The organism is Streptomyces sp. NPDC104581, from assembly GCF_055583685.1.
This window is the reverse complement of sequence record NZ_JBVJNN010000033.1, coordinates 1-26,391: the sequence shown is the minus strand read 5'-3', so window position 1 is coordinate 26,391 and position 26,391 is coordinate 1. Positions and strand designations below refer to the sequence as shown.

23 protein-coding genes are annotated in these 26,391 nt (G+C 68.9%); 18 read left to right on the top strand and 5 right to left on the bottom strand.

Annotation, left to right across the window (positions count from 1 at the left end; all coding sequences use genetic code 11):
- Nucleotides 1-60: 60 nt before the first annotated feature.
- Nucleotides 61-660, bottom strand: coding sequence for a histidine phosphatase family protein (locus ACZ61E_RS24120; protein WP_469701932.1), 600 nt, complete (start codon nt 658-660; stop codon nt 61-63).
- Nucleotides 661-952: 292 nt separating this feature from the next.
- Between ACZ61E_RS24120 and ACZ61E_RS24115 the strand changes: the two genes are divergently transcribed.
- The 7 genes from ACZ61E_RS24115 to ACZ61E_RS24085 all read left to right on the top strand — a co-directional run bounded on the left by ACZ61E_RS24115 (nt 953) and on the right by ACZ61E_RS24085 (nt 9,731).
- Nucleotides 953-1,189, top strand: a complete 237-nt coding sequence (locus tag ACZ61E_RS24115) for a CbtB domain-containing protein (RefSeq protein ID WP_469701931.1) — start codon at nt 953-955, stop codon at nt 1,187-1,189.
- Between the two features lie 34 nt (nt 1,190-1,223).
- Nucleotides 1,224-2,033, top strand: coding sequence for a CbtA family protein (locus ACZ61E_RS24110; RefSeq protein ID WP_469701930.1), 810 nt, complete (start codon nt 1,224-1,226; stop codon nt 2,031-2,033).
- A gap of 275 nt (nt 2,034-2,308) precedes the next feature.
- The gene (kdpF, locus tag ACZ61E_RS24105; protein ID WP_037777601.1) at nt 2,309-2,398 is read left to right on the top strand and encodes a K(+)-transporting ATPase subunit F; all 90 of its coding nucleotides are present in this window, start codon (nt 2,309-2,311) and stop codon (nt 2,396-2,398) included.
- Between the two features lie 6 nt (nt 2,399-2,404).
- Nucleotides 2,405-4,069 carry a potassium-transporting ATPase subunit KdpA gene (gene kdpA / locus ACZ61E_RS24100; protein WP_469701929.1) on the top strand — a complete coding sequence of 555 codons (1,665 nt, stop codon included), beginning with the start codon at nt 2,405-2,407 and terminating at the stop codon, nt 4,067-4,069.
- A complete protein-coding gene (gene kdpB, locus ACZ61E_RS24095; protein WP_469701928.1) occupies nt 4,066-6,249 on the top strand; it encodes a potassium-transporting ATPase subunit KdpB in 2,184 nt (727 codons plus the stop codon). The genes kdpA and kdpB overlap by 4 nt, the downstream gene beginning before the upstream one ends.
- A gap of 5 nt (nt 6,250-6,254) precedes the next feature.
- Nucleotides 6,255-6,920 carry a potassium-transporting ATPase subunit C gene (locus ACZ61E_RS24090; protein ID WP_469701927.1) on the top strand — a complete coding sequence of 222 codons (666 nt, stop codon included), beginning with the start codon at nt 6,255-6,257 and terminating at the stop codon, nt 6,918-6,920.
- A gap of 192 nt (nt 6,921-7,112) precedes the next feature.
- Complete coding sequence (locus ACZ61E_RS24085) at nt 7,113-9,731, top strand: DUF6185 family protein (RefSeq protein WP_469701926.1); 2,619 nt, start codon at nt 7,113-7,115, stop codon at nt 9,729-9,731.
- A 58-nt stretch (nt 9,732-9,789) separates the two neighbouring features.
- Here ACZ61E_RS24085 and ACZ61E_RS24080 read toward each other — a convergent pair whose 3' ends face one another.
- The 3 genes from ACZ61E_RS24080 to ACZ61E_RS24070 all read right to left on the bottom strand — a co-directional run bounded on the left by ACZ61E_RS24080 (nt 9,790) and on the right by ACZ61E_RS24070 (nt 12,414).
- On the bottom strand, nt 9,790-10,908 hold the full coding sequence (locus ACZ61E_RS24080) for an NADH:flavin oxidoreductase (protein WP_469701925.1): 1,119 nt from the start codon (nt 10,906-10,908) through the stop codon (nt 9,790-9,792).
- Between the two features lie 79 nt (nt 10,909-10,987).
- A complete protein-coding gene (locus ACZ61E_RS24075; RefSeq protein ID WP_469701924.1) occupies nt 10,988-11,788 on the bottom strand; it encodes a GNAT family N-acetyltransferase in 801 nt (266 codons plus the stop codon).
- Between the two features lie 83 nt (nt 11,789-11,871).
- The gene (locus ACZ61E_RS24070) at nt 11,872-12,414 is read right to left on the bottom strand and encodes a class I SAM-dependent methyltransferase (protein WP_469701923.1); all 543 of its coding nucleotides are present in this window, start codon (nt 12,412-12,414) and stop codon (nt 11,872-11,874) included.
- A 297-nt stretch (nt 12,415-12,711) separates the two neighbouring features.
- Here ACZ61E_RS24070 and ACZ61E_RS24065 point away from each other — a divergent pair, with 297 nt between their 5' ends.
- The 4 genes from ACZ61E_RS24065 to ACZ61E_RS24050 all read left to right on the top strand — a co-directional run bounded on the left by ACZ61E_RS24065 (nt 12,712) and on the right by ACZ61E_RS24050 (nt 17,224).
- Nucleotides 12,712-13,455 carry an NUDIX hydrolase gene (locus tag ACZ61E_RS24065; RefSeq protein ID WP_469701922.1) on the top strand — a complete coding sequence of 248 codons (744 nt, stop codon included), beginning with the start codon at nt 12,712-12,714 and terminating at the stop codon, nt 13,453-13,455.
- Complete coding sequence (locus tag ACZ61E_RS24060; protein ID WP_469701921.1) at nt 13,456-14,619, top strand: 5'-methylthioadenosine/S-adenosylhomocysteine nucleosidase family protein; 1,164 nt, start codon at nt 13,456-13,458, stop codon at nt 14,617-14,619.
- A complete protein-coding gene (locus ACZ61E_RS24055; RefSeq protein WP_469701920.1) occupies nt 14,616-16,601 on the top strand; it encodes a hypothetical protein in 1,986 nt (661 codons plus the stop codon). The genes ACZ61E_RS24060 and ACZ61E_RS24055 overlap by 4 nt, the downstream gene beginning before the upstream one ends.
- Before the next feature lie 83 nt (nt 16,602-16,684).
- The gene (locus ACZ61E_RS24050; protein ID WP_469701919.1) at nt 16,685-17,224 is read left to right on the top strand and encodes a hypothetical protein; all 540 of its coding nucleotides are present in this window, start codon (nt 16,685-16,687) and stop codon (nt 17,222-17,224) included.
- A gap of 281 nt (nt 17,225-17,505) precedes the next feature.
- On the opposite strand, the gene ACZ61E_RS24045 is transcribed toward ACZ61E_RS24050, so the two are convergent.
- On the bottom strand, nt 17,506-18,096 hold the full coding sequence (locus ACZ61E_RS24045; RefSeq protein WP_469701918.1) for a hypothetical protein: 591 nt from the start codon (nt 18,094-18,096) through the stop codon (nt 17,506-17,508).
- A 271-nt stretch (nt 18,097-18,367) separates the two neighbouring features.
- Here ACZ61E_RS24045 and hemL point away from each other — a divergent pair, with 271 nt between their 5' ends.
- The 7 genes from hemL (at nt 18,368) to ccsB (ending at nt 26,260) form a co-directional block, all read left to right on the top strand.
- Nucleotides 18,368-19,690 carry a glutamate-1-semialdehyde 2,1-aminomutase gene (hemL, locus tag ACZ61E_RS24040; protein WP_469701917.1) on the top strand — a complete coding sequence of 441 codons (1,323 nt, stop codon included), beginning with the start codon at nt 18,368-18,370 and terminating at the stop codon, nt 19,688-19,690.
- Entirely contained in the window at nt 19,687-20,364 is a 678-nt protein-coding gene (locus ACZ61E_RS24035) for a histidine phosphatase family protein (RefSeq protein ID WP_469701916.1), read from the top strand. The genes hemL and ACZ61E_RS24035 overlap by 4 nt, the downstream gene beginning before the upstream one ends.
- A gap of 159 nt (nt 20,365-20,523) precedes the next feature.
- Nucleotides 20,524-21,771, top strand: coding sequence for a polysaccharide deacetylase family protein (locus ACZ61E_RS24030; RefSeq protein ID WP_469701915.1), 1,248 nt, complete (start codon nt 20,524-20,526; stop codon nt 21,769-21,771).
- A gap of 129 nt (nt 21,772-21,900) precedes the next feature.
- Nucleotides 21,901-22,539 (top strand): TlpA family protein disulfide reductase, encoded by a 639-nt coding sequence (locus ACZ61E_RS24025; protein WP_469701914.1) that lies wholly within the window; start codon nt 21,901-21,903, stop codon nt 22,537-22,539.
- 31 nt (nt 22,540-22,570) lie between these two features.
- Nucleotides 22,571-23,308, top strand: a complete 738-nt coding sequence (locus ACZ61E_RS24020; protein WP_469701973.1) for a cytochrome c biogenesis CcdA family protein — start codon at nt 22,571-22,573, stop codon at nt 23,306-23,308.
- Nucleotides 23,309-23,312: 4 nt separating this feature from the next.
- Entirely contained in the window at nt 23,313-25,172 is a 1,860-nt protein-coding gene (gene resB / locus ACZ61E_RS24015) for a cytochrome c biogenesis protein ResB (protein ID WP_469701913.1), read from the top strand.
- Complete coding sequence (gene ccsB, locus ACZ61E_RS24010; protein WP_469701912.1) at nt 25,169-26,260, top strand: c-type cytochrome biogenesis protein CcsB; 1,092 nt, start codon at nt 25,169-25,171, stop codon at nt 26,258-26,260. Before resB ends, ccsB begins: the two co-directional genes overlap by 4 nt.
- Nucleotides 26,261-26,391: the final 131 nt, after the last annotated feature.

The window sequence follows — 26,391 nt, the reverse complement described above, 5'->3', positions numbered from 1 at the left end:
GTCCAAGACCTTTCCCCCCCCCCGCACCCCCCCCTCCCGGGCCCCCGCTCCCCCCCCCCCCTAGGGGTGGATATCCCCCTTCCCCCCCCCCCCCTCCCCCCCCCCCCCCCCCGCCCCCCCCCCGCGGAGGTTCCAGCGGCCGTTCCGGCCGCTCAGCTCCGTGGCCGTCAGCGGCAGTACGTCGATCCGCCAGAACACCCCCGCCGGCGCCCCCAGCGCGTGCACCGTCAGCGCGCGTACGACATCGGGCTCCGCCACCGCGAGGAAGCGCGCGTCGGCGGGGAGCGCGTCGAGCCACCGGCCCACGCGCGCGTGCAGGGCCTGGAGCGACTCCCCGCCGTGCGGCGCCGCCGCAGGGTCCGCCAGCCAGGCGGCGACCGCACGCGGCTCCGTGTCCGCGACCTCGTCCAGCCGCAGCCCGTGCCAGCGGCCCATCGCGCAGGCGCGCAGTTCGGGCAGCGGCTCCGCGGCCAGGCCGAGCGCCCCGGCGGTCTGCTCGCAGCGCAACGTCGGTGACCTGAACACGTGTTGTCCGGTGACCGAGCCCCGTACGGCCTCCGCCTCGCGCAGCCCCGCCGCGTCCAGCGGACCGTCCGCGAAGCGCGCCTCGCGCAGCGCGGTGCTCAGCGCGGGTGCGATCAGCGTCACGCGTGTGGTCACGGGGCCTCCAAGGTCGTGCGGGGCCGTCCCGTACCGCTGGGCCGTGACGGATCCCGTGCCGGGTCCACCGGGGCTCCGGTCGATTCGTCCTCTTGGCCCGCCTGCCCGATCGCGGTACGTTCACGTCGATATCACGACGGCGGGACGGAAGTCCGGTGGGATTCCGGCACGGTCGCGCCACTGTATGCCGGACGGTCACCGCGTGAGTGCGGGGGATGTCCGGTGAGTCAGACCCGGTCGCCGTCGTGCGAGCTCCACTCAACGGGACGCGAGTTCCCAAGGAGGTTGTGCCGTGGCTGAGTCCATCGTGCCCCCGGCCGTTTCGTCGCCCACCGGATCAGCGACATCCCCCCTGACTCCCCTGCCCCTGCGGGCGGTTCTGCCCTGGGCCGTCTTCGTGGGCACGCTGATGCTGGTGCTGCTGTACTTCGTCGGCGCCGAACAGGGCGCCACATCTGTCTTCTCCGGGGCGGGAGTGCACGAGTGGGTGCACGACGGCCGTCATCTGCTCGGTTTCCCCTGCCACTGATCCCGACGACGGAGGTCCCCCGGAGAACATCGTCATGCAGACGTCCACCGTAAGAAACCTGCTGGTCCGCGGCATGATCGCGGGTGTCGTCGCCGGACTGCTCGCCTTCGCCCTCGCCCATGTGGTGGGGGAGCCGTCCATCGACTCCTCCATCGCGCTGGAGGAGTCGCAGTCCGCCCCGGCGCACGAGCACGGCGGTGCGGCCCCCGCACCCGCGGAGGAAGAGGAGGAGCTGGTCACGCGGCCGGTCCAGTCGACCTTCGGCCTCGCCACCGGCGTCCTCGTCTACGGAGTCGCCCTGGGCGGCATCGCCTCCCTGGCCTTCGCCCTCTGTCTGGGCCGGGTCGGCCGGCTCCGCCCCCGTGCGACGGCCGCGCTGGTCGCGGGCGCCGCCTTCACCACCGTCTATCTGGTGCCGTTCCTCAAATATCCGGCCACCCCGCCCGCCGTGGGCAATCCCGACACCATCGGCAAGCGCACCACGCTGTTCTTCCTGATGATCGTGTTCAGCGTGCTGGTCGCGGTCGTCGCCGTCATCGCCGGGCGGCGGCTCGCGCCGAAGCTCGGCAACTGGAACGCGACCGTCACGGCCGGCGCCGGTTACGTGGTGGTGATGGCCGTGGCCGGTCTGCTGCTGCCCGCCAACACCGACGCCGTGCGGGAGACCTTCCCGGCCGCGCTGCTCTGGGAGTTCAGACTGGCCTCGCTGGCCGTCCAGGCGGTGCTGTGGACGGCGTTCGGGCTGGTCTTCGGCGCGCTGGCGGAGCGCGTACTGCGCCCCGCGGACGCTCGGACCACCGGGCGGCACCCGGAGGCCCTGAGCGGCGCGGCGCGTACCGGCTGACCCCGGAAGTCGTCCGCACCGTGTGCCCGGCAGGATTTCCTGCCGGGCACAAGGCGTGTATGGGCCATCCGTGTATGAGAACCGTAAAACGCACCCCCCGGGCCGTATGGGACCCGTCAACGTCGCTCGTATCCGGGAAAAAAGAGGTTCTCCTCTAGAGGTCCAATGGATTCCGACCTCATTCAGGAGCTCACGATGGCCGATGTGGCCTTCGTCGTCACCACGATCGCGCTGTTCGCGCTGGTGGCTTTCGTCGCCAAGGGGGTGGCGAGACTATGACCGCCGAGAACGTCGTCGGCCTCGTCGTCGCCGTCGCCCTGCTGGGCTATCTGGTTCTCGCCCTTCTGTACCCGGAGAGGTTCTGAGCCCTGATGAGCCCCGTCCTCGCCGGTGTGCTCCAGCTGCTCGCGCTCATGGTGGCGCTGGCCCTGGCATACCGACCGCTCGGCGACTACATGGCCGGTGTCTATTCCTCCCCGAAACATCTCCGGGCCGAGAAATGGATCTACCGTGCCATCGGTGCCGATCCCGCCACCGAGATGCGCTGGCCCGCCTATCTGCGCGGAGTTCTCGGCTTCTCGCTGGTGAGTGTTCTCTTTCTCTATCTGCTGCAACGCATCCAGGGCTCACTGCCCGGTTCGCTCGGCTTCTCGTCGATCGATCCGGACCAGGCGTTCAACACCGCCGCGTCCTTCGTCTCCAACACCAACTGGCAGTCGTACTACGGCGAACAGGCCATGGGCCACGTCGTGCAGACCGGCGGCCTGGCGGTGCAGAACTTCCTGTCGGCGGCCGTGGGCATGGCCGTCGCGATCGCGCTCGTACGGGGCTTCGCCCGCTCCCGTACGGGTGAACTCGGCAACTTCTGGGCCGACATGGTGCGCGGCACGATCCGTATCCTGCTGCCGATCGCCCTGGTCGGGGCGGTCCTGCTGGTCGCCTGCGGGGCGATCCAGAACTTCGCGGGCATCCACCCGGTCGGTCAGTTCATGGGCGGCAGCCAGCAGTGGAACGGCGGCGCCGTGGCGTCGCAGGAGGCCATCAAGGAGCTGGGCACCAACGGCGGCGGCTACTTCAACGCCAACTCCGCCCATCCCTTCGAGAATCCCAACGGACTGTCGAACCTCCTTGAGATCTTCCTGATCCTGCTCATTCCCCTCTCGCTCACCCGGACTTTCGGCCGGATGGTCGGCAGCGTCAAACAGGGTTACGCGATCCTCGCCACGATGGTGGCGATCTGGATCGTCTTCACCGCGCTGATGATGTGGACCGAATTCCACCACGCGGGACCGGCGTTCGACATCGCGGGCGGTGCGACGGAGGGCAAGGAGACACGGTTCGGAATCGGCGCCTCGGCCATCTTCTCGGTCGCCACGACACTCACCTCCACCGGTGCGGTGAATTCCTTCCTCTCCTCGTACACCGGTTTCGGCGGCGGAATCGCCATGCTCGGCATGCAGTTGGGCGAGATCGCTCCCGGCGGTGTGGGCTCCGGACTCTACGGAATCCTCGTCATGGCCGTCATCGCGGTGTTCCTCGCGGGGCTGATGGTGGGCCGCACACCGGAATACCTGGGCAAGAAGATCGGCACCAGGCAGATCAAATTCGCCGCGTGCTACATCCTCATCACCCCGGCACTGGTGCTCTGTTTCACCGCTGTGGCGATGGCGATGGACACGCCCGCGCATTCGATGACGAACAGCGGCGCGCACGGGTTCTCCGAGATTCTCTACGCCTATACGTCGGGCGCCAACAACAACGGTTCGGCGTTCGCCGGGCTCAACGCCGACACCCAGTGGTTCAACACCTCGATCGGGATCGCGATGCTGCTCGGCCGCTTCCTCCCCATGGTGTTCGTGCTGGCGCTGGCCGGCTCGCTCGCCGAGCAGAGACCGGTGCCGATGACCGCGGGCACCCTGCGTACCGACAAGCCGCTGTTCAGTGGGCTGCTCGTCGGCACGATCATGATCGTCGCCGGTCTGACCTACTTCCCGGCGCTCGCGCTGGGACCGCTCGCCGAAGGACTCGCGTCATGAGCACTGCCACATCCGCCCCCACACCCGAGCCCGGCTCCGGGCCCGGTCCCTCGCGGGCGCCGCACTCCGACGTGCCCACCTCCCACCGGCCCGACGGCGGCGGGCGCGTCGGCGGTGGCCTGTTCGACCCCCGGCAGCTCGTCAGGTCCCTCCCCGACGCGCTGCGCAAGCTCGACCCCCGGGTGATGGTCAAGTCACCCGTGATGTTCGTGGTCGAGATCGGCTCGGTGTTCACCACGGTGCTGGCGATCACGCGGCCCGGTGAGTGGTTCGGCTGGGCGATCGCCGCCTGGCTCTGGCTGACCACGATCTTCGCCAATCTCGCCGAGTCCGTCGCCGAGGGCCGCGGCAAGGCGCAGGCCGACACCCTCCGCAGGGCGAAGACCGACTCCGTCGCACGACGCCTGACCGGCCCGGCGGCGGAGCCCGTAAAAGAAGAACGCGTTCCCGGCACCGAACTGCGCGTCGGGGACCTGGTGGTCTGCGAGGCCGGCGACACCATCCCCGGTGACGGCGATGTCGTGGACGGAGTCGCCTCCGTCGACGAGTCCGCCATCACCGGTGAGTCGGCCCCCGTCATCCGTGAGTCGGGCGGTGACCGCAGCGCGGTCACCGGGGGGACGAAGGTCCTCTCCGACCGTATCGTCGTCAAGATCACGACCAGGCCCGGCGAGACGTTCATCGACCGGATGATCGCCCTGGTCGAGGGCGCGGCCCGGCAGAAGACACCCAACGAGATCGCGCTGAACATCCTTCTCGCCTCGCTCACCATCGTCTTCCTGCTGGCCGTCGTCACGCTCCAGCCGTTCGCCGTCTACGCCGGCGCGCGGCAGTCGGTGATCGTGCTGACCGCGCTCCTCGTCTGCCTGATCCCGACCACCATCGGCGCGCTGCTCTCGGCCATCGGCATCGCCGGCATGGACCGGCTGGTGCAGCGCAACGTCCTGGCGATGTCGGGACGCGCCGTGGAGGCGGCGGGCGACGTCTCGACGCTGCTGCTGGACAAGACCGGCACGATCACACTCGGCAACCGGCAGGCCGCGGCCTTTCTCCCGGTGGAAGGCGTCACCGCCGCCGAACTCGCGGACGCCGCGCAGCTCTCGTCGCTCGCCGACGAGACACCGGAAGGCCGCTCCGTCGTGGTCCTGGCGAAGGAGAAGTACGGCCTGCGGGAGCGCGGGCGGGGGGAGTTGGGGCAGGCCGGCTGGGTGCCGTTCACGGCGCAGACCCGGATGTCGGGCGTGGACCTGACGGAGCGTGGGCCGGGCCGGGAGGCCGGGAGCGAGCGCAGGATCCGCAAGGGCGCGGCCGGTTCGGTCGTCGCCTGGGTCGAACAGCGCGGCGGCCGGGTCGCGCCCGACGCGCACACCCTCACCGACCGCATCTCCGAGGACGGCGGAACGCCGCTGCTCGTCGCGGTCGAGGACGGGCGCGGGGCGCGGATCCTGGGCGTCGTCCATCTCAAGGACGTGGTCAAGGAGGGCATGCGGGAGCGGTTCGAGGAGCTGCGCCGTATGGGCATCAAGACCGTGATGATCACGGGCGACAACCCGCTGACGGCGCGGGCCATCGCGGAGGAGGCGGGTGTGGACGACTTCCTCGCCGAGGCCACGCCCGAGGACAAGATGGCGCTCATCCGGCGTGAGCAGGCGGGCGGCAAGCTCGTCGCGATGACCGGCGACGGTACGAACGACGCCCCCGCCCTGGCGCAGGCGGACGTCGGCGTGGCCATGAACACCGGCACCTCGGCCGCCAAGGAGGCCGGGAACATGGTGGACCTGGACTCCAACCCGACCAAGCTGATCGAGATCGTCGAGATCGGCAAGCAACTGCTCATCACCCGCGGTGCGTTGACGACCTTCTCGATCGCCAACGACGTCGCCAAGTACTTCGCGATCATCCCGGCCATGTTCGCGGTCGTCCATCCGGGCCTCGACAAGATCAACATCATGGGCCTGTCGTCGCCCGAGTCCGCGATCCTCTCGGCGGTGATCTTCAACGCGCTGATCATCGTGGCGCTGGTGCCGCTGGCCCTGCGCGGTGTGCGCTACCGCCCGATGAGCGCGGACCGGATGCTGCGGCGCAACATCGGGATCTACGGCGTGGGCGGTCTGATCGCCCCGTTCGCCGGCATCAAGATCATCGACCTGCTCATCTCACTCATCCCCGGAATCGGTTGATGTCCATGAACACCTCAGTCGGAAGCACCGCACGGCTCCTGGGCGCCGGGCTGCGGGCCCTGCTCGTACTGACGCTCGTCTGCGGCGTGCTCTACCCGCTCGCCGTCACGGGCATCGGCCAGGGCCTCTTCAACCACCGGGCGAACGGCTCCGAGATCACCTCGGACGGCAGGGTCGTCGGCTCCGAACTCATCGGCCAGCGCTACGACCTGCCCCTGAAGAAGGGCGAGGAGACCCCGGCTCCCGACCTCAAGTGGTTCCAGCCCCGTCCGTCCAACGGCCTCGGCACCAACACGGTCAACACCCAGTACCGGCTGATCCTGTCGGGAGCGACCAACAGGGCCGGTGACAACGAGGAGTTGATCCAGTGGGTGAAGGACGCGAAGGCGGCCGTCATCAAGGACAACTCGGTGGGCGGGTACCGGGTCAGGCCCTCGGACGTGCCACCCGACGCGGTCACCTCGTCCGGCTCGGGCCTCGACCCGGCGATCTCCCCGGAGTACGCGGACATCCAGGTCCACCGCGTCGCGGAGCTGAACGGTCTCGACGTGGCACGGGTCCGGAAGCTGGTGGACGAGCACACGGACGGCCGCATCCTGGGCTTCATCGGCGAACCGCGGGTGAACGTGCTCGAACTGAACATCGCGCTGAAGGCGCTGGAGAAGGGGTGAGGGACCGGGTGGCCGGGGGGGCTGAGGGGAGGTGACGAGGGTGTGACGCCCTTCTCCTCCGCCCCATCCGACCCACCGGTCACTCGCCACCCAGCGTGTCCCGAGTCGTCACCGTGTGCGATGGAAGTACGGGGCTCAGGCGGTTACTCTGCATGTCCGTTGATCAGGTAACTGCCGTCCGGGGGGCTGGCGATGCGGCGTGGGCTGTTCCTGTTCGTCTTCACCGCACTGCTCCTGCTGCCGGGGGCCGGAACGGCCCATGCGGCGCCGCCCCCCGAAGACAGCTGTCTGTCGGGGCAGTTGAAGACCGCGCGGGTCTCCACCTCCGTACGGCTCAAACACGAGGGCGAGACGTACACGAAGGCGCAGACCGATCTCGTCGTCCAGGTGCCCAAGTCCTGGCGGCTCGCGGGGAATCTGCTGCTGAACGGGGACACCGAGCGGTACCGGTCGGCCATGCGGTGCGTACTGCGCAACCCGGACGACCCCTACCCCTACCGGAACACCGAGGTGCGCCCCGGACCGCCCGAAGTGACCGTCCAGGAGAAGTGGATCACCGTCCGGCACCGCGCCGTGACCTATGTGGACGACACCCGCGAGCGGCACTTCGGGCCCTGGCGCATCACCGCGGGCAAGCGGTTCTGGACGCTGGCCCTGATGCGCCCGCCCGCCCTCGACTCCGCCTGGTGGCAGCGGATCTCGGTCGACCTCGGCGGACGCGCGGCCCGCACCATCTCACCGACCCCGAGCAAGGGCTCCGCCACCGAGCTGACCTGGCTGCGGGCCAAGGCCGGCGGCAAACCGCCCGAGGTGCTGATCGTCGTACAGCCGCCGGCCACCAAGGCGCTGATCACCCGGTGGAGCGGGAAGCCCTGGTACGTACTGCCGTCCCTGACCTGGATGGCCTGGGACCTCGTGCTCGTCCCCGTACTGCTGCTGGTGACGGTGCGCAGACTGCGCCGTACGCCCGCCTCGTCACCGACGACGCCCGCCGAGGAGGCCACCTGGCGCAATCTCCGCCTGTGGACGTACGTGTCGTTCGCCATGGCGCTGGTCTACGAACTGGACGACCTGCTCCCCAGCCTGGCCGGCGACTACGAGCTCCTCTCGTGGTGGCCGGAGAACCGCATCGCGGTGCACCTGGTGCTCTCCGCGATCGGCGGCGCCGCGCTCTGTCTCGTCGGCAGGCCGCGCACGGGCGCGTGGGCCGCCGTCCTGACGGCCACGGCATTTCCGGTGGTCGTGGCGGCCGAGCCCGAGTGGTTCGGGATGCCCACCGGCTTCTGGCTCAACGAGCACGACATCGCCGGGGTCGACGAACTGCTGCGGACGGGCGGCTTCCTCTGGCTCGCGCTCGCCTGCGCCTGTGTGGTCTTCGTCTGGCTGGTGGCCGCCGTGTCGATCGTGGGGCGGCTGCGCGCCGCGCCCGGCACGGCCGCGCCGGGCGCCGCCCAGCGAGGTCTCTTCCCCTGGTGGGTGCTGGTCCTCTGCGCCTTCCTCGCCGCCGTGCTCGTCGCGCTCGCCGTATGGGCCAAGCAGAACGTCTGGGAGCAGGAGTCCTGGCTCGGCATCGGCGGGGGCGACGAGTTCTACGACCGCTGGCACCTCGCCAACATCTACAACTCGCTCGCCTGGTTCCCCTCCGACTGGCCGGACTGGTTCTCCGGCCTGGCGGGATGGCTCATCCGTATCGCGGTGCTCCTCGCCGTACTCGCCGTCCGGGCCAAGGCGCCCGGCGCCAGCCCGGTCGCACCGGGCGCCCCGGAACTCCTGGTCCTCACCGTGCTGTTCGTGACGTCCGTCGCGCCGACTCCGGGCTGGTACGTGGGCCTGGGGGCGTACGTACTGGACGTACCGCTCGTCCTGCTCGCCGGATGGCTCCTGCTCTCCCTGGGCCGCCGCCGCTCGGTGCTGTCCCAGACACTTCCGGCGGGGACACCCCTGCGCGAGGTGATACGGGAGCCCGACCGCCAGTGGCTGGTCGCCTCCGCCCGCAGATACCGCGACCTGCATCTGCAACTGCGGCGCTGGGAACAGGGCGACCAGGAGGGCGAACGGAACGAACTGGAGAGCAAGCTCGACGAGCTGCACCGCTGGAACCCCGGCGACTCCGCCTCTCCGCACGCCGGCGAGAAACTGCCGGACTCGGTGGACGCGATAGAACTGCTCCTGGCCTGGGGCCCGAGGGACACCTGGTGGCGCAACGCCTGCCGCGCCGCGTTCCTCGCCGCGGTCGTCGCACTGCCCGCCACCGCCGTCTCCTTCTGGGCGAACAACGTGCGCGGACCGCTCTGGGGCGACATGGCCCGGGACCAGTTCGGCATAGCCAACCTCCTGCCGGCCGTGATCGGCTCGGAGGTGATCATCGCGGCGTGCGGCTTCGTCCTCGGTGCGCTGTGGCGCGTACTGCCCGGCCGCCGGGGGCCGTCGAAGGCCCTGGGCCTCTCCGTGGTGTACGCCGTTCCGGTCGGTCTGTACTGGATCCTCAGCCGGGCCGTGGACGAGCCCTTCGGCACCTGGGCCCTCGACGTGGCGCTGACCCTGCTCGTCCTCACGACGACCGGGGTCGCCATGGACATCGACACCTTCCGTCAGGAGGACCACTACTGGCCGACGAAGGCCGCCCTGCTGCTGTCGATCTACCAACTGCGCACGGCCTCGGTCCAACTGGCGTTCTTCGTGGCCCAGGTGGTGGCCCTGGTGGGTGTCTGGCAGCAGCTCAAGGGAAACGATCCGATGGTGCTGATCGAACCCCAGAGTCCGACGGGCCCGCAGGGCGGCCCCTCGACGGGGGAGTCGACGGCGGACTGAGGACTCCGCGAGGGGCCCTGCCGGAGGGCCCCGGACGGGGGCCGGACCGGGGGCGCGATCAGCGCAGCGTCTTCAGCATCTCCGCCTCGAACGGCGCGATGTCCTCCCCGCTCCCGCGCAGCGTCTTCCTCGGCCACTCCGGGTCGGCGATCAGCGCGCGGCCGACGGCGACCATGTCGAACTCGTCGCGCTCCATCCGGTCCAGCAGTTCGTCGATACCGGTGACCGCCGAGTCGTTCCCCCGGAAGGCGGCGGAGAACTCACCGTCCAGGCCGACCGAACCGACCGTGACCGCCGGCCGGCCACTGATCTTCTTCACCCAGCCGGCGAGGTTCAGGTCGGAGTCGTCGAACTCCGGCAGCCAGTAGCGGCGGGTGGACGCGTGGAAGACATCGACACCGGCCTCGGCCAACGGTGTGAGCAGGGCGTCCAGTTCCCCGGGCGTCCGGACGAGCTTCGCGTCGTAGGCGTTCATCTTCCACTGCGACATACGGAAGAAGAGGGGGAAGGCGTCGGAGACGGCGGCGCGGCAGGCCGCCACGATCTCCGCCGCGAACCGGGTCCGCGCCACGATGCCGCCGCCGTAGGCGTCGGTACGCCGGTTGCTGCCGGCCCACAGGAACTGGTCGATCAAGTAGCCGTGCGCGCCGTGGAGTTCGACGCCGTCGAAGCCGATCCGCTCGGCGGCGGCCGCCGCGTCGGCGAACGCGCCGATGACGTCGTCGAGGTCCTCGCGCGTCATGGCGCGCCCCTTGGGCTCACCCGCCAGGGACAGACCCGATGGCCCGACCGGCTCGGCGTCCGCCACCGGCGGGGCGCCCTCGGTGCGGGTGGCACCCACGTGCCACAGCTGCGGAATGATCGCGGCGCCCGCCCGGTGCACGGAGTCCGCGACGTCCGACCACCCCGCGAGCGCGTCCTGACCGTGGAACCGCGGCACCCGGTCGCTGGTGCCCGCCGATTCGTGGCCGACGTAGGTGCCCTCGGTGATGATCAGCCCCACGCCGCCGACGGCGCGCCGTGTGTAGTACTCCGCGACGTCCCGGCCCGGCACACCGCCCGGGGAGAAGCCGCGGGTCATGGGCGCCATGGCGATGCGGTTGCGCGAGGTGAGCCCGCGGACGGTGAAGGGGCGCGCGAGGGTGGCCGCGCTGCGGGGGGTGGTCACGTCTGTCACGTCAGTTCCTGTTCATGATCATTCATCTTCGTTCGCGTACGCCGTCGTTCGCGTACGTCCGGAAGCGGAAGGGGGTGGCTCAGCCCGTCAGGCCGTAGAAGCGCATCGGTGAGTTCGGCGTGAAGCCGATCCGCGGGTACACCGGCGCCCCGGCGGCCGTCGCGTGCAGGGTGGCGCGGCTCAGTCCGGTGGCCCGGCCGCCCTCGTACAGCGCCTTGCGGGTGACCGCCTCGCCGTAACCCCTGCGCTCCCACGCCGGGTCCGTCGCGACCATCAGGACGAAGAGGCGGCCCTCCGCCTCCACGCTCGCCGCGCAGGTCACGGGAGCGCCGTCGCGCAGGCCGACGTAGGCGTACACGCGCTCCTTCCACAGCGCGGAGCCGAGCAGCCCGTCGCGGCCGTCCTCCAGCGGGAATCCGTAGGCGCGTGAGTTGAGGTCCGCGTAGGCGCGCAGATGCTCCTCGGTGCGCACGCGCACGAACGTCAGATCGGGGTGGGACGGCTCGGGGAGGGGAAGCAGGTTCCCGGCCATGCCGACGCCGGGGAAGGCGTACGCGAGGCCGACCCGCCCGGCCGCACCGGCGAGCCCCGCGAGCGCCTCCTCACCGAGGAGATCCTCGAAGATCCACAGAAATCCGGCCCGCTCCTTCGACCGCATGATCTCCGCGGCCCGCGCCAGCCGCTCCTGGACGGCTTCGGCGTCCGCGCCGGCCTCGGTCAGCGTGACGCAGTTCCAGAACGGAAACCGGCAGTCGGCCCAGCGCACGGCGATCCCCGGCAGATCCCGCACATCCGCGCCTGGATCCCGGTCGAGCACCATGACACGCCAGACGGCGGCGAGTTGCTCCACCGATTCGATCGAGTCCACGAGATCCGCCACCGAAACCCCTCACCTGGGCGAGTGCGCAAAAGCGCTGTCACGGTGGACAACGAGCCCCAGGGAAATCGGTGGTGCGCCCGGCCTCAGACCACGGCCACGGGAGGCTCCGCGACGCCAACGAACTGCCTGCCCACGGTCGGCACGCGTGACGACCACCCCAGCGCGGTGAGGTCGCCTGCGAGCGCCCGGGGATCGTGGAACACCTTCACGACGCGGTAATGGCTGCCGTCGTCGAGCCGGCGCAGCGCGGCGGGAACGGCCTGGTCCGCGAGGACTTCCTCCTCCGCGGCCACGTCGGGGCCGTCGTCGACGAAGACCGCCCTGTCGCCCGGCACGAGGGAGGCGGCGACGGTGTCCCAGAACCCGGCCAACCGGGCGGGCGGCACATGTGAGAGCCAGAAGGCGAAGAACACGGTGTCGTAGCGCCGCGCCGGCTGCCACTCGAAGATGTCGGCCCGCACGAACCGGACACGGTCCGAAGCGGTACGCGCACGGGCGAGGGCCGGCACCTCGTCCGCCGCGTCGACGGCGGTCACCGACTTCGCCCGCGCGGTGAGCGCCGAGGTCCACTGCCCGGTGTCGTAAGCCAGCTCCAACACGTCCCCGAAGACGATTAGTTCCCCCACGCTCCCAACAACTTCCGCAACTCCGCCCGCTCCACGTAGGGCCGGTCGTACTGGCCCGCACCGGCCGGGTAGTACGCCAACTGCTCCCCAGAAGCGCGTCATCACACATACAGGTCCCCCTCACCCGCGCCGGACCGGAGCCAAGTACACGCCCGGCGCACCGACTTGATTGCCACGGCCAGGGACGGGCTTCACATCGGGGGAAGGCCAAGCGGCCACGTCCGTCGAGTTGATGGCCGACAAGTCCCCACGCGTACTTCTTGTTTAGGTGACAGTAACTGAAGTACCGTTTGGGTCATGCAAGTTGACGTGTGGTCACCCACCCCCGTGCTGCTGACGGTCGATCTTGTGATCCTGACGCTGCGCGAGGGGCGGTTGTGTGTCCTGCTCGTGGAGCGGGGCGAAGATCCTTTTCAGGGCATGCCGGCTCTGCCTGGCGGATTTCTCAATCACGCCGGTGAGGAGATCCTGGATGCCGCCCACCGTGAGTTGTGCGAGGAAACCGCACTGGTCGCCGGTTCTGTGCACCTTGAACAGCTGGCCATCTACGGGGACCCGGGACGTGATCCACGGGGGCGAGTCGTTTCCGTGGCCCACTTGGCGATCGCGCCGAGGCTCCCCGAACCTGTCGCGGGAACGGATGCTGTGGATGCCGCATGGGTTCCTGCGGAGAGCGTCCTGTCCGGCGAGGTGGAACTGTCCTTCGATCACCGTCGGATCGTGACGGACGGAATCGAACGCGCACGTACCAAGCTCGAATTCTCGGCGCTGGCAACGGCGTTCTGTGGAGAATTATTCACCATCGCCGAGTTGCAGCAGGTGTATGAGGCGGTTTGGGGCACTGAGATCGACACTCGTAATTTCTATCGCAAAGTCCAGGCTGTAAAGGGATTCATCATCCCCGCCGGATCAGGACGCCGGACCACGGGAGGACGGCCCGCACGGCTGTACCGGGCCGGGCCGAAGACGGTGTTGTACCCACCACTGATCCGACCCGTGCCGTCAACGAAGGAAGAGGACATGAGGGAGGAAGGAGTATAGATGTCGAAAGACCTGGTGGTGATTCTCACCGCCCTCAATCTCGAGTACCAGGCCGTGCGCCGGAAACTGGCCGGTCCACAGGTGCACCGTCACGAGCGTGGGACGCGCTTCGAAGTGGGAACCGTGCAGGGCGCTTCATGTCGTGTCGCGCTCGGGCTGACGAACAAAGGGAATCATTCCGCCGCGGTGATCGCCGAGAGGGCGATACAGGAGTTTTCGCCGGTGGCCGTGCTGTTCGTCGGCGTCGCCGGTGCCCTTTGGGACACCGCCAGGCTGGGCGACGTGGTCATGGCGACACACGTGTACGCCTACCACGGCGGGACCAGCGAGGACGACGGCCTCAAAGCCCGTCCCCGGGTGTGGGAGGCGGCGCACGGTATCAGCCAGCTCGGCTCGCATCTGGCTCGCGTGAATGGCTGGGCCGACGACACGCCCGGCGATGGGCGCGCACCACAGGTGCACTTCGGCGCAATCGCCGCGGGTGAAGTCGTGCAGAACTCGAAGATTTCGGCCGAGGCGCGGTGGATCCGGCAGCACTACAACGACGCGCTCGCGATAGAGATGGAGGCTGCCGGTGTGGCGCAGGCCGGTCATCTCAACGGAGCACCGGTAGCGATCATCCGGGGAATCAGCGACCGGGCGGACGGAACGAAAAGCAGCGCGACGGACCATAACTGGCAGCCACGGGCCGCTGCGAACGCGGCGGCATTCGCCACACGGCTTGCAGTGGAACTGGTGGGAGAACAGGAGCAGGTTGCAATGTCGCAGGCAGACAAGGCCCATACGGCCGAGAAACTCGAAGAGCACGTCACCAACACCGCCCATAGCAGCACCGTTGGCATCATGGCCGGCTCAGTCAAGGAGAGCAGCGTCCACTTGAACGTGGCCCCGGAGGTGACCAGTCCGGCGGACCTGGTCGCGGAACTGGACGGTTTCCGTGAGCACCTGAAGAGTCACCAAGCCACGGGCGCCTTCGACGACGACATCTACACGGAGGCACTGGCCGAGCTGGGCTTTGCCCGCCGGGCAGCGAGGGAGGGCACTCCCGAATCGTCCAAGAGGGCGACCATGGCACTCAAGAGGTTACGCGGTCTGATCGCGGAGTTCCCCGAGCTGGTGGCCAGACTGGCACCACTGGTTCTTGCGGCGGGTGCCTTGTCATGAACAGCGGCGGCAGTGGCACGCAGAATTCGGCAGCATTCGGCTCCACCGTCGGAATCCAGGCCGAGGTCGTACACAACTCCACCGTCAACTTCGCCCATCCGGACGCATCGCCTCAGGAAAAGTACAAGGTCGGCGTGCGGTACCTGGAGGACGGCGTCCCCAGCCGTGCCCGCGACATGATCAGTGACGCGATCGCCCAAGGACACGACAACGCGGAGGTCCGTTTCCATTGGGTGCTTGCCATGCTCAGTGCACGTGCATACCACGACCTCAGCACCGAAGAACTTCAGCGGCTGCGCCACGCCTCCGGGCTCGTAGGGACTTACGCCGAGGGAGAGTGGAAGGACGCTCTGCGTGTCGTTTTCGAGCTGCTGGCGATGCTCAGCACCGCTGACGGTGAAACAGGACGCGTATTGGAGCGGTTGCGAGCCCTGTCACCGCGCCGACGTGACACGATCCTCCACCACCTCGACCTCGTACTGACCGGAGGGCTGAAGGACAGCCTGTGGGTCGAGAACCGCGAGCGGGCCAAAACAACCCGTTTCGGCAACAACCGGGTTCAACGGGTCTGGGCCTATTTCGAACCCGACCCCATCGGGCCACGAGCCGTACTGCCCCGTCCGAGCACCGCTGCTGCCGCCCGGAGAGCACTCACAGCCCGAGTCGGCCTGTTCGTCGTCGTCACCGCATTCCTCTGGATCTTGGCGCTGATCGCGGATCCAGTTGGGGCAGTCCTTGAGTTACTGGTGGCGCTCGGTGCGGGCCTGACCGCGGCTCACTTCGGCTGCGGATGGTGGGATCAGGAACGTCAGCTGAAGGCCAAGAACCGTAAGTCCCACATCTCGCACACGGGCAATACCGCCTCTGCTGGGGACGGATTCACCAACAGCGTCCGTCAATCCTTCGAGCACTACTTCAGTACCCGCGTGCCCCACGGGTTCGCTCCGCGCGAATGGTTCCGTCGTACCGCCCGCATCCGCAGCAGCCTCGTCGCCGAGATCGCGCTTCTCTACCGCGAGAGCCGAATCAGCGTGGACCGGGTCGAATGGCTGATCCGCCATCTTGCTGAGGATGCCCGCGACCGCCACAACAAAGGCGCTCTGTTCGATCACCCGAACCAGAACCAGACGCCGGTGGTGGCGAAGGCGCTGTGTGTGATTGCCCTCATCACTCTCGGCATCACGACTCTGGCCCTGTTCGTCACGGCGGCCTCGGGTGCCGGCGCGTCGCGGATGCTGATGGCCATTCTGGCCGTAATCGGTGCGGTCTGGTCCGGACGCGTGTCAGCGTCCACGTGGCTGGAAGCCCAGGGTGAAGAGCGCCGAATGGCCGAGGAAACCAAGGAATATCAAGAGCAGCTGGCCACGCGGCAAGTCGCGTATCAGAACTGGAAGTCGTTCCTGGATACCACGCGACCCAGTGAGCTGGAAATGGAGACCTGGTTAAACTGCGACAAGACCCTGTTCGTCGACGAAGCGCTCAGCCACTACCAGCTGACCTGGCGCGACCTGATCACCCACACCATCCTGATGACACCTGCACGCCCGTACAAGCGAGGGCGCGTGAAAGGCGGTCCTTGGCGATATTCGCGCTACAGCTTCCGTCTCTTTCTGATTACGCAGGACGGAGTTCGTGAAATCAGCACGGAATTTGATTTCACCGACGCAAAACGTGGGAACGAGCAGCGAAGCAACTACCGGTTCGACGTCTTGTCCTCCGTGCAAGTGACCGAACGCACCCATACCGGTTATGACCTGGAGCTGGTCCTCACCAACGGGCCGGCCAGGAACATCCGTGTCAAAGACGCAGACTCCCACCAACTGGCGCCGGACGAAAACGCCCAGGAAATCGCCGAGATCAACCTCAACGCGGCTGGTTTCATCCATACCTTCCGCCTCCTGGAAGGAATCGCGGCGGACGGAAAGGGTTGGATCGAACGAAACAACCCCAACAACCTGCCGCCCTTCCGTGCTGCCGACTGAGTCATCCGCGCCTGTAGGGCGGGCGCCGGAGCGCCGGTGTCCTGCCCGCTCACTCATCAGCCCAGCCGGGACCGAGCCTAGGAATGACCGTGGCCGCCACGGATGACGTCACCGAGGGCAGACTGCTGCTGGCCGAGTACGACCGCATCAAAGAGGAGCAGAAGACCCGAATAGGATTCCGTGACAACCTGCTCTACTTCACGCTCGCTGCGTCCACTGCGGTCCTGGCGATCACTGTCCACAGTGGGCAGGCTCAACTGCTGCTCGCCGTCCCGGTGATCTGCCTGGTGCTCGGCTGGACCTACCTGGTCAACGACGAGAAGATCTCGGCGGTCGGCCGCTACATCCGCGACCAACTGGGCCCGCGGCTGGCGGAGCTCAGCGGCGCCCGCGGCCCAGTGTTCGGCTGGGAGATCTACCACCGCGACGATGCGAGTCGCACCACGCGCAAGCGACTACAGAGCGCGGTGGATCTGTTCACGTACTTGGTCCTGCCGATGATCTGCGTAACAGCATTCTGGTGCTCTCCCGCCGTCCAGTTCCTGTTCGTGATCGTCTCCCTCGCACAGACAGTCGCTCTTGCCTTACTGGGCTGGCAGTTCCTGCGCTACGCGGAGCGGTAGTGCTGCTCTACAGCCCCGCTTGACGTTCGATTCGGGTACGGCCGCCGACTGAGGCGGCGCAACTACGTATGCCGAAGGGCCCACGGTTCACGGTAGGGCCCTTCGGCATTGTGCTGGTGAGGTGTCGGCGGCTGATACGAGCCCCGAACTCGTAAGGGTCCGGCGGCATGCGCACATCGGTGCCCGGCGAAATCAGCGTGCCCCGGCCGCCTGTCGGCCCCTCCCCGGCACCGAACAGGGCGAGGCCCGGAGACCTCACCCGCCCCCGGTGGAGCCTCAGCTCACGGCCACACCAAGCAGTACGGCTGGTGGCCCGCCTCGTGGAGGCGGTGGCTGAAGTCCTGCCATTCGTGGAGGAGTTGGTAGACGTTGAACGCGTCCCGGGGGCCGCCGCGGTCCGGGACCGTCGACCAGATGAAGGCCGCCGCCCCCACCGATTCCTCGCCGATTCCGCGCAGTGGGTCCACCACCGTCATCGGGAGTTTGACGACCGCGTAGTCCGGGTGCAGCACGACCAGTTCGAGGGGCGGGACCTTGTTCAGCGGCATGCCCTGGATTCCCGTGAGGACCATCGCCGCTATCGTCTCGGGCTTGATCTTCGTGAACATCCCGCCCATGCCGAGTTCGTCGCCGCCCAGTTCCTCCGGGCGCATCGAAATGGGGACGCGGGCCGCCGTGGCGCCGTCCGGGGCGCCGAAGTATTTGTACGTCACGCCCACCCGGCCGCTCCCGCCTCCCTGAGGCCGGTTCTCGCTCCCGCCGGCAGGAGGCTGCGCGCGGGCTTCTCGCTCGCGGCGCCGGTGTTTTCCCCGCCGGGCAGGGTCGGGCCCGAGGTCATCGGTACCCTCGCCCAGTCCGCCACCGCGATGCATATCTCCACCCGACCACTCGCAGCCCCGGCCGCGCAACCCGATCATCGTGACAGTGACCTCCCCCACGGACGGCCGGTGAAACACCTGTCCGCAGATACTTCGAAGGCTCTGACACCATGGATTGCGTGAGCTTCCCCTATGACGCCCCAGTTTCGCAGACGTGGGGGCCCTGACGCTCTTGTGTAATACGAGGAGCTCGCGCGACCCGCTCATCGGTGGCCGAGATCCTTCGTCCCGGCCACCCGACCCCGAATCGCAGATCAGGACCAAAGTGTCGTACTCATACGAAGCCCCCGTTTCGCAGGCGCTCTTCGACCGGGCGTCGGCCGTGACCCCCGGCGGGGTGAACTCTCCCGTCCGTGCCTTCCGGGCCGTGGGCGGTACGCCCCGGTTCATGGTGTCCGGCGACGGCCCGTACCTCACCGACGCCGACGGGCGCGACTACGTCGACCTCGTCTGCTCCTGGGGGCCGATGATCCTGGGCCACTCCCGGCCCGAGGTCATCGAGGCCGTACAGGCCGCGGTCGCCCGGGGTACGTCCTTCGGTACGCCCGGTGAGGGCGAGGTCGCGCTGGCCGAGGAGATCGTCGCCCGGGTCGCGCCCGTCGAGCAGGTCCGGCTCGTTTCCTCCGGCACCGAGGCCACCATGTCCGCGATCCGGCTCGCCCGCGGGTTCACCGGGCGCGCGAAGGTCGTGAAGTTCGCGGGCTGTTACCACGGCCACGTGGACGCGCTGCTCGCCGCCGCCGGCTCCGGCGTCGCGACGTTCGGGCTGCCCGACACCCCCGGGGTGACCGGGGCGCAGGCCGGGGACACCGTCGTCCTGCCGTACAACGACCTGGACGCCGTCCGGGCGGCCTTCGCCGCGCACCCCGGCGAGATCGCCTGCGTGATCACCGAGGCGTCGCCCGGGAACATGGGCGTCGTGCCGCCGCGCGACGGCTTCAACGCCGGGCTCAAGGAGCTGTGCGCGGCGCACGGCGCCCTGTACGTCTCCGACGAGGTGATGACCGGCTTCCGTACCTCGAAGGCCGGCTGGTACGGCATCGACGGCGTCGCGCCCGACCTGATGACCTTCGGCAAGGTCATGGGCGGCGGGTTCCCCGCGGCGGCCTTCGGCGGCCGTGCCGACGTCATGGCCCACCTCGCGCCCGCCGGCCCCGTCTACCAGGCGGGCACGCTCTCCGGGAACCCCGTCGCCACCGCCGCCGGTCTCGCCCAGCTGCGGCTGCTGGACGACGCGGCGTACGCGAAGGTCGACGCCGTGTCGGAGCGGATCCGCGGACTGGTCGCCGACGCCCTCACCAAGGAGGGTGTCGCGCACCGGGTGCAGACGGCGGGCAGCATGTTCTCGGTCTTCTTCACCGCCGACGAGGTGCGGGACTACGAGGACGCCAAGCGGCAGGAAGCCTTCCGCTTCACGGCCTTCTTCCACTCGATGCTCGCCGACGGCGTGTATCTGCCGCCGTCCGCCTTCGAGTCCTGGTTCGTCTCCACCGCCCACGACGACCGCGCGGTCGAGCGCGTCGCCGCCGCCCTGCCCGCCGCCGCCCGCGCGGCGGCTGAGGCGACCGAGAGCGGAGTGGCCGCATGAGCGCCGAGACCACCGCCGTCCACGTCGTGCGGCACGGTGAGGTGCACAACCCCGACGGTGTCCTCTACGGGCGCCGCGACGGCTACCACCTCTCCGAACTGGGCCGGCGGATGGCCGACCGCGTCGCCGAGCACCTCGCGAGCCGCGACATCACCCATGTCGTCGCCTCCCCGCTGGAGCGCGCGCAGGAGACCGCGACGCCCGTGGCCAAGTCCCACGGACTGACCCTGCACACCGACGACCGCCTCATCGAGGCGGCGAACGTCTTCGAGGGCAAGACCTTCGGGGTCGGTGACGGAGCCCTGCGCCGCCCCGGCAACTGGCGTTACCTCACCAACCCCTTCCGGCCCTCCTGGGGCGAGTCGTACGTCGACCAGGTCGCCCGGATGAAGGCCGCCCTGGCCGACGCGCGCGACGCCGCCCTCGGGCACGAGGCCGTGTGCGTCAGCCACCAGCTGCCGATCTGGATCGTGCGCAGCCATTTCGAGCGCCGGAGGCTCTGGCACGACCCGCGCCGCAGGCAGTGCACGCTCGCTTCCCTGACGACTTTCACCTATGAGGGGGAGAAGCTGATCTCCGTTGCCTATACGGAGCCGGCGCGCGATCTCGTGCCGCCGCATCTGCTCGCCGGGGCCAAACCGGTAAAGGGCGCGTCAAAAGCCTTCGGAGCGTAGTCGGTCAATCGCCCACGGTTCAGCGGGAAATGTCACATCCGGCGTTACAGGTACGCCGCTTCGTCAATTCCTGGAACCTCTGAGTTCCCTGTGCCATCTAACGTGTTGTCGTTCGCATGACCGGCGGACGTGACATGGACGAGCGCGGATGGGGACGATATGCGCGACATGAGCCGAAGGAGCCTGCTCGGAGCCGGAATTGGGGCGGCTGCCGCAATCGGAATCGCGGGTTGCGGCACCGACTCGGGTACGCCGGGCAATGCCGGTGAGGACGGCGCCGGCGCCGGGGGAGAGAAGAAACCGGGCACGAAGCCCAGCGAGAAGAACGTCAGGCCGATCGGTGACGGTTCGACCGCCGACACCGGGAAGCAGCCCCACCAGCCGCCGAGGCCCGTACCGCTGGAGCCGGGCGAGACCCCGCCGCAGTTCGTCGTCTTCTCCTGGGACGGCGCGGGCGAGGTGGGCAACGGGCTCTTCCCCCGCTTCCTCGACCTCGCCAGGGACCACGGCGCGGCCATGACGTTCTTCCTCTCCGGCATCTATCTGCTGCCGGAGTCGAAGAAGACGCTCTACCGCCCGCCGGGCAACGCCGTCGGCGCCTCCGACATCGGCTATCTCACCGACGCGCACATCAAGGACACCCTGAAGTACGTACGCCAGGCGTGGCTCGAAGGGCACGAGATAGGCACGCACTTCAACGGGCACTTCTGCGCGGGCTCGGGCTCGGTCGGCAACTGGTCGCCGCAGCAGTGGCGCGACGAGACCGAACAGGCCGTGAAATTCGTCACCGAGTGGCGGACGAACACCGGCTGGAAGGACCTCGACCCGCTGCCGTTCGACTACCGCAAGGAACTGGTCGGCGGCCGGACGCCGTGCCTGCTCGGCCAGGACAAGCTGCTGTCCGTCGCCGGCCGGATGGGCTGGCGCTACGACGCCAGCTCGCCCGGCGGCCGGCAGATGTGGCCGGGAAAGCGCCAGGACGTATGGGATCTGCCGCTCCAGGCGGTGCCGTTCCCCGGCCATTCCTTCGAGGTGCTGTCGATGGACTACAACATGCTCGCCAATCAGTCGAAGAATTCGACACAGGGGGTGCCCGCGAATTTCCCGGGCTGGCGCAAACAGGCCACCGAGGCGTATCTCTCCGGATTCCGCCGCGCGTACGAGTCGAATCGCGCCCCCCTCTTCATAGGGAATCACTTCGAGGAGTGGAACGGCGGCATATACATGGACGCGGTGGAGGAAGCGGTCAAGGGGATGGCGGACAAGAAGGACGTACGGCTCGTCTCCTTCCGCCAGTTCATCGACTGGCTCGACGTCCAGGACCCGGCCGTTCTCGAAAAGCTCCGCACGCTGGAGGTCGGCCGTCCGCCGGCCGGCGGATGGAACACCTTCCTCAAAGCCGCGTAGGAGCCCGTGAAATCCCGCGGGGCTCGTGACGGCCCCCGCCGGCGGCCCGCACCGGGCCGCTGACAGGGGGTTCCACGGGAGCGAGGGGGGCGAAGAAGATCCCCGATTGGCCCATGCGAAACTTTTCACATGAACTCTGGCCTCGGACAGGACCTGGCCCTCCCAAGCCGCCCGAACCGACGCCCACGCGCCGCCGCCACGGCCGCCGTGGCCGCGTCGGTGGCCATGCTGACCCTCGCCGGGTGCGGCGGGGGCGCCACCTCCGGCGGCGGCGGTGACACCAACTTCGTCACGAACACCGGCGGGGTGCAGACCGTCGCCAAGGGCGAGCGCAAGGCGGTCAACAAGATCGCCGGGGAGACGCTCGAAGGCGAACGGCTCGATGTCGCCGATCTCAAGGGCAAGATCGTCGTACTGAACGTCTGGGGCTCCTGGTGCGCGCCCTGCCGCGCCGAGGCGTCGCACCTCGTGAAGGTCGCCAACGAGACCGAGGCCCAGGGCGTCGCCTTCGTCGGGATAAACACCCGCGACACCAACAAGGGCCCGGCCATCGCCTTCGAGAAGGACTACGAGGTCACGTACCCGAGTCTCTACGACCCGGCGGGCAGACTCCTCGTCAACGGCTTCCCCAAGGGCAGCCTCAACCCGCAGGCCATCCCCTCCACGATCGTGCTGGACCGGGAGGGGAAGATCGCGGCCCGCGCCCTGACCGCGCTCGACGACAAGAAGCTGCGAAAGATGATCGACCCGCTGATCGCGGAGAAGTGATCCCGTGCAGGTTCTCGCCGCGGTTCCCGGCATGAACGAGACCGTCTACAGCGGGGCGCTGCTGCTCGCGCTGCCGCTCGCGCTGCTGGGCGGCCTGGTCTCGTTCTTCTCGCCGTGCGTGCTGCCGCTCGTCCCCGGCTATCTCAGTTACGTCACCGGCATCAGCGGCACCGATCTGGGCGACGCCCGGCGCGGGCGGATGGTCGCCGGCGCGGTGCTGTTCATCGTCGGCTTCACCGCCGTCTTCGTCTCCGGCGGCGCGCTCTTCGGCTACTTCGGCAACACCCTCCAGGACCACCGGGCGATCATCTCCCGGGTCCTCGGTGTGCTGATGATCGCGATGGGCGTGTTCTTCATGGGGCTGCTGCCCTGGCTCACGCAGCGCGAATTCCGTGTCCACAAGCGGCCGGTGTCGGGTCTGGCCGGGGCTCCGCTGCTGGGAGCGCTGTTCGGGGTCGGCTGGACGCCGTGCATCGGACCGACGCTGACCTCCGTGAACATGCTGGCCTTCGACCAGGCGAGCGCGGGCCGGGGCGCCATACTGACCGTCGCGTACTGCGTCGGGCTCGGAGTCCCGTTCGTCCTGGCCGCCGTGGCCTTCCGCAAGGCGCTGGGACTGTTCGGCTGGGTCAAGCGCCACTACGTGTGGGTGATGCGCGTCGGCGGCGTGATGATGATCGCGACCGGGTTGCTGCTGGTGACCGGCGTGTGGGACAGCATGATGCAGAACATGCAGACGTGGACCAACGGCTTCACGGTGGGGATCTAGTGCGATGAGCAAGACAGAGACGACAGCGGACACCGCCTCCGACGGGCCGGAGACCGACAGCACGCCCGAGGCGCGCGAACTCGGCGCCGCCGGATCACAGCTCTCCACGGCCCCCCGTGAGGAGTCCGTCGTGGGCGGCCCCAGCCTCGGACCGATCGGCTGGCTCCGCTGGTTCTGGCGCCAGCTCACCTCGATGCGCGTCGCGCTGATCCTGCTGTTCATGCTGTCGCTCGCCGCCATCCCCGGCTCGCTGATCCCGCAGAACAGCGTCGACGAGCTCAAGGTCCGGACGTTCCAGGAGAAGCACGAGACGGTCACGCCGATCTACGACAAGCTCCAGCTGTTCGACGTCTACAGCTCGGTGTGGTTCTCGGCGATCTACCTGCTGCTGTTCATCTCCCTCATCGGCTGCATCGTCCCGCGCACCTGGCAGTTCGTCGGCCAGTTGCGCGGCCGTCCGCCGGGCGCCCCCAAGCGGCTCAACAGGCTCCCCGCGTACACGACGTGGCGCACGACGGCCGGGCCGGAGGAGACCCGCGAGGCCGCGCTCGCGATGCTCAAGCGGCGGCGCTTCCGCGCGCACACCGTGGGGGACGCGGTCGCCGCCGAGAAGGGCTACCTCCGCGAGACCGGCAATCTGCTCTTCCACATCGCGCTCATCGTGATGCTCGTCGCCTTCGCCACCGGACAGCTCTTCAAGTCCGAGGGCGGCAAGCTGATCATGGAGGGTGACGGGTTCTCCAACACCCTCACCCAGTACGACGACTTCAAGTCCGGCTCGATGTACGACACGGACGACCTGGAGCCGTTCAGCTTCAGCCTCGACAAGTTCATCGGCACCTTCGAGCGCAACGGACCACAGGTCGGCACGGCCCGTGAGTTCGAGGCCCACGTGAGCTACTCGACGGACGCGGGGGGCAAGGAGCGCAAGGCCGTCATCGAGGTCAACGAACCGCTGGAGGTCAACGGTTCGAAGGTCTATCTGATCGGCCACGGTTACGCCCCCGTCATCACCGTCCGCGACGGCGCGGGCAAGGTCGTCTTCAAGGGCGCCACCCCGCTCCTGCCGATCGACAACAACATCACGTCGACCGGCGCGATCAAGGTGATGGACGGCTACCGGGACAAGGACGGCAAGAAGCAGCAGCTCGGCTTCAACGCGTTCTTCGTGCCGACGTTCGCGGGCAAGGGCAACGGCAACATGTTCTCCCAGTTCCCCGAACTGGACTTCCCCGTGCTGGCGCTCACCGGCTACCGGGGCAGCCTCGGCGTCGACTCCGGCCTGCCGCAGAACGTGTACCAGCTCGACACCAGCAAGATGAAGCAGTTCAAGGACGCCGACGGCAACAAGCTCGCACAGCGGCTGCTGCCCGGCGAGACCATGGAGCTGCCGGACGGCGCGGGCTCGGTGACGTTCGAGAAGGAGATCAAGGAGTGGGCGACCTTCCAGGTCTCGCAGCAGCCCGGCAACGGGCTCGCGCTGGCCGGCGCGATCGCGGCCGTCCTCGGGCTCACCGGCTCGCTGTTCATCCAGCGGCGCCGGGTCTGGGTCCGCGCGGTGCGCGGCGCCGACGGGGTCACGGTCGTGGAGATGGCGGGCCTCGGGCGCAGCGAGTCGGCGAAGCTCCCCGAGGAGCTGGGTGATCTGGCCCTGACACTCAACGCCGAGGCACCCACGGCGCCCGAGCCGGAGCCCGGGACCGAGCCGGAGCCCGGGACCGGGCCGGAGCCCGGGACCGGGCCGGAGCCCGCACCGGAGCCCGGGGCCACGTCCGAAGAAGCAGCGCGAGAAGCCGCGGACGACACCTCCGTCGCCGCCACCGCCACCACTACCGGAGAGCCTGTCGAAGGGGCTGAGAAGTGATCCTCGCCGCCACCACCAACGAGAGCCTGGCGAACACCGCCAATGTGCTGGTCTATTCGTCCATGGCCGTCTACACCCTGGCCTTCTTCGCCCATATCGTCGAGTGGGTCGCGGGCAGCCGCAGCAAGGTCGGCCGTACCGCCGCCGCCCTGACCGGTGCCGGGCGTACCGCCACCGCCACGGTCCAGGTGCGTACGGCGGAGAAGGAGAAGGGCGGCGGCACCGCCGTCCTGGAGCGCCCGAAGGTCATCACGCGCTCGGCGGCCGGACGGCGTGACGTGCCCGACGGCCCCGGCGCCGCGGGCGGCACCGAGAAGGGCGACCTGTACGGGCGCATCGCCGTCGCGCTCACCGCGCTCGGCTTCCTCATCGAGGCGGCGGGTGTCGTCAGCCGCGCGATGGCCGTGCAGCGCGCCCCGTGGGGCAACATGTACGAGTTCTCCACCACCTTCTCCACGGTGGCGGTCGGCACGTACCTCGCCTTCCTCCTCGCGAAGAAGAACATCCGCTGGATCGGACTGCCGCTGGTCACCACGGTGCTGCTCAACCTGGGCGTCGCGACGACCGTGCTCTACACCGACAGCGACCAACTCGTCCCGGCCCTGCACTCGTACTGGCTCTGGATCCACGTCTCCACCGCGATCTTCTGCGGCGCGGTCTTCTATCTCGGCGCCGTGGGCACGGTCTTCTACCTGCTGCGTGACGTGTACGAGTCCAAGATCGCCCGGGGCGTCACCGTCGGCCGCGCGTGGTCCTCCGTCATGGAGCGGCTGCCCGCCGCCGCCACGCTCGACAAGTTCTCCTACCGCGTCAACGCCGCCGTCTTCCCGCTGTGGACCTTCACGATCATCGCGGGCGCGATCTGGGCCGGCGATGCCTGGGGCCGCTACTGGGGCTGGGACCCCAAGGAGGTCTGGTCCTTCATCACATGGGTGGCCTACGCCGCCTATCTGCACGCGCGCGCCACGGCGGGCTGGAAGGGCCGCAAGGCGGCGACGCTGGCCCTGATCGCCTTCGGCTGCTGGCTGTTCAACTACTACGGCGTGAACATCTTCGTCACCGGAAAGCACTCCTACGCGGACGTGTGACCGCGCGCGAGCGACAGGGCGACACAGCGACCACGACAGCGGGGGGGGGGGGGGGGGGGGGGGGGGGGGGGGGGGGGGGGGGGGGGGGGGGGGGGGGGGGGGGGGGGGGGGGGGGGGGGGGGGGGGGGGGG

Coding starts and splice junctions, on each gene's coding strand:
- ACZ61E_RS24110 (WP_469701930.1), top strand. CDS start 1,224: ATGCAGACGTCCACCGTAAGAAACCTGCTGGTCCGCGGCATGATCGCG.
- ACZ61E_RS24020 (WP_469701973.1), top strand. CDS start 22,571: ATGAACGAGACCGTCTACAGCGGGGCGCTGCTGCTCGCGCTGCCGCTC.
- kdpB (WP_469701928.1), top strand. CDS start 4,066: ATGAGCACTGCCACATCCGCCCCCACACCCGAGCCCGGCTCCGGGCCC.
- ACZ61E_RS24065 (WP_469701922.1), top strand. CDS start 12,712: ATGCAAGTTGACGTGTGGTCACCCACCCCCGTGCTGCTGACGGTCGAT.
- ACZ61E_RS24090 (WP_469701927.1), top strand. CDS start 6,255: ATGAACACCTCAGTCGGAAGCACCGCACGGCTCCTGGGCGCCGGGCTG.
- ACZ61E_RS24045 (WP_469701918.1), bottom strand. CDS start 18,096: ATGCATCGCGGTGGCGGACTGGGCGAGGGTACCGATGACCTCGGGCCC.
- resB (WP_469701913.1), top strand. CDS start 23,313: ATGAGCAAGACAGAGACGACAGCGGACACCGCCTCCGACGGGCCGGAG.
- kdpF (WP_037777601.1), top strand. CDS start 2,309: ATGACCGCCGAGAACGTCGTCGGCCTCGTCGTCGCCGTCGCCCTGCTG.
- kdpA (WP_469701929.1), top strand. CDS start 2,405: ATGAGCCCCGTCCTCGCCGGTGTGCTCCAGCTGCTCGCGCTCATGGTG.
- ACZ61E_RS24060 (WP_469701921.1), top strand. CDS start 13,456: ATGTCGAAAGACCTGGTGGTGATTCTCACCGCCCTCAATCTCGAGTAC.
- ACZ61E_RS24050 (WP_469701919.1), top strand. CDS start 16,685: ATGACCGTGGCCGCCACGGATGACGTCACCGAGGGCAGACTGCTGCTG.
- ACZ61E_RS24035 (WP_469701916.1), top strand. CDS start 19,687: ATGAGCGCCGAGACCACCGCCGTCCACGTCGTGCGGCACGGTGAGGTG.
- ACZ61E_RS24085 (WP_469701926.1), top strand. CDS start 7,113: ATGCGGCGTGGGCTGTTCCTGTTCGTCTTCACCGCACTGCTCCTGCTG.
- ACZ61E_RS24025 (WP_469701914.1), top strand. CDS start 21,901: ATGAACTCTGGCCTCGGACAGGACCTGGCCCTCCCAAGCCGCCCGAAC.
- ACZ61E_RS24055 (WP_469701920.1), top strand. CDS start 14,616: ATGAACAGCGGCGGCAGTGGCACGCAGAATTCGGCAGCATTCGGCTCC.
- ACZ61E_RS24030 (WP_469701915.1), top strand. CDS start 20,524: ATGCGCGACATGAGCCGAAGGAGCCTGCTCGGAGCCGGAATTGGGGCG.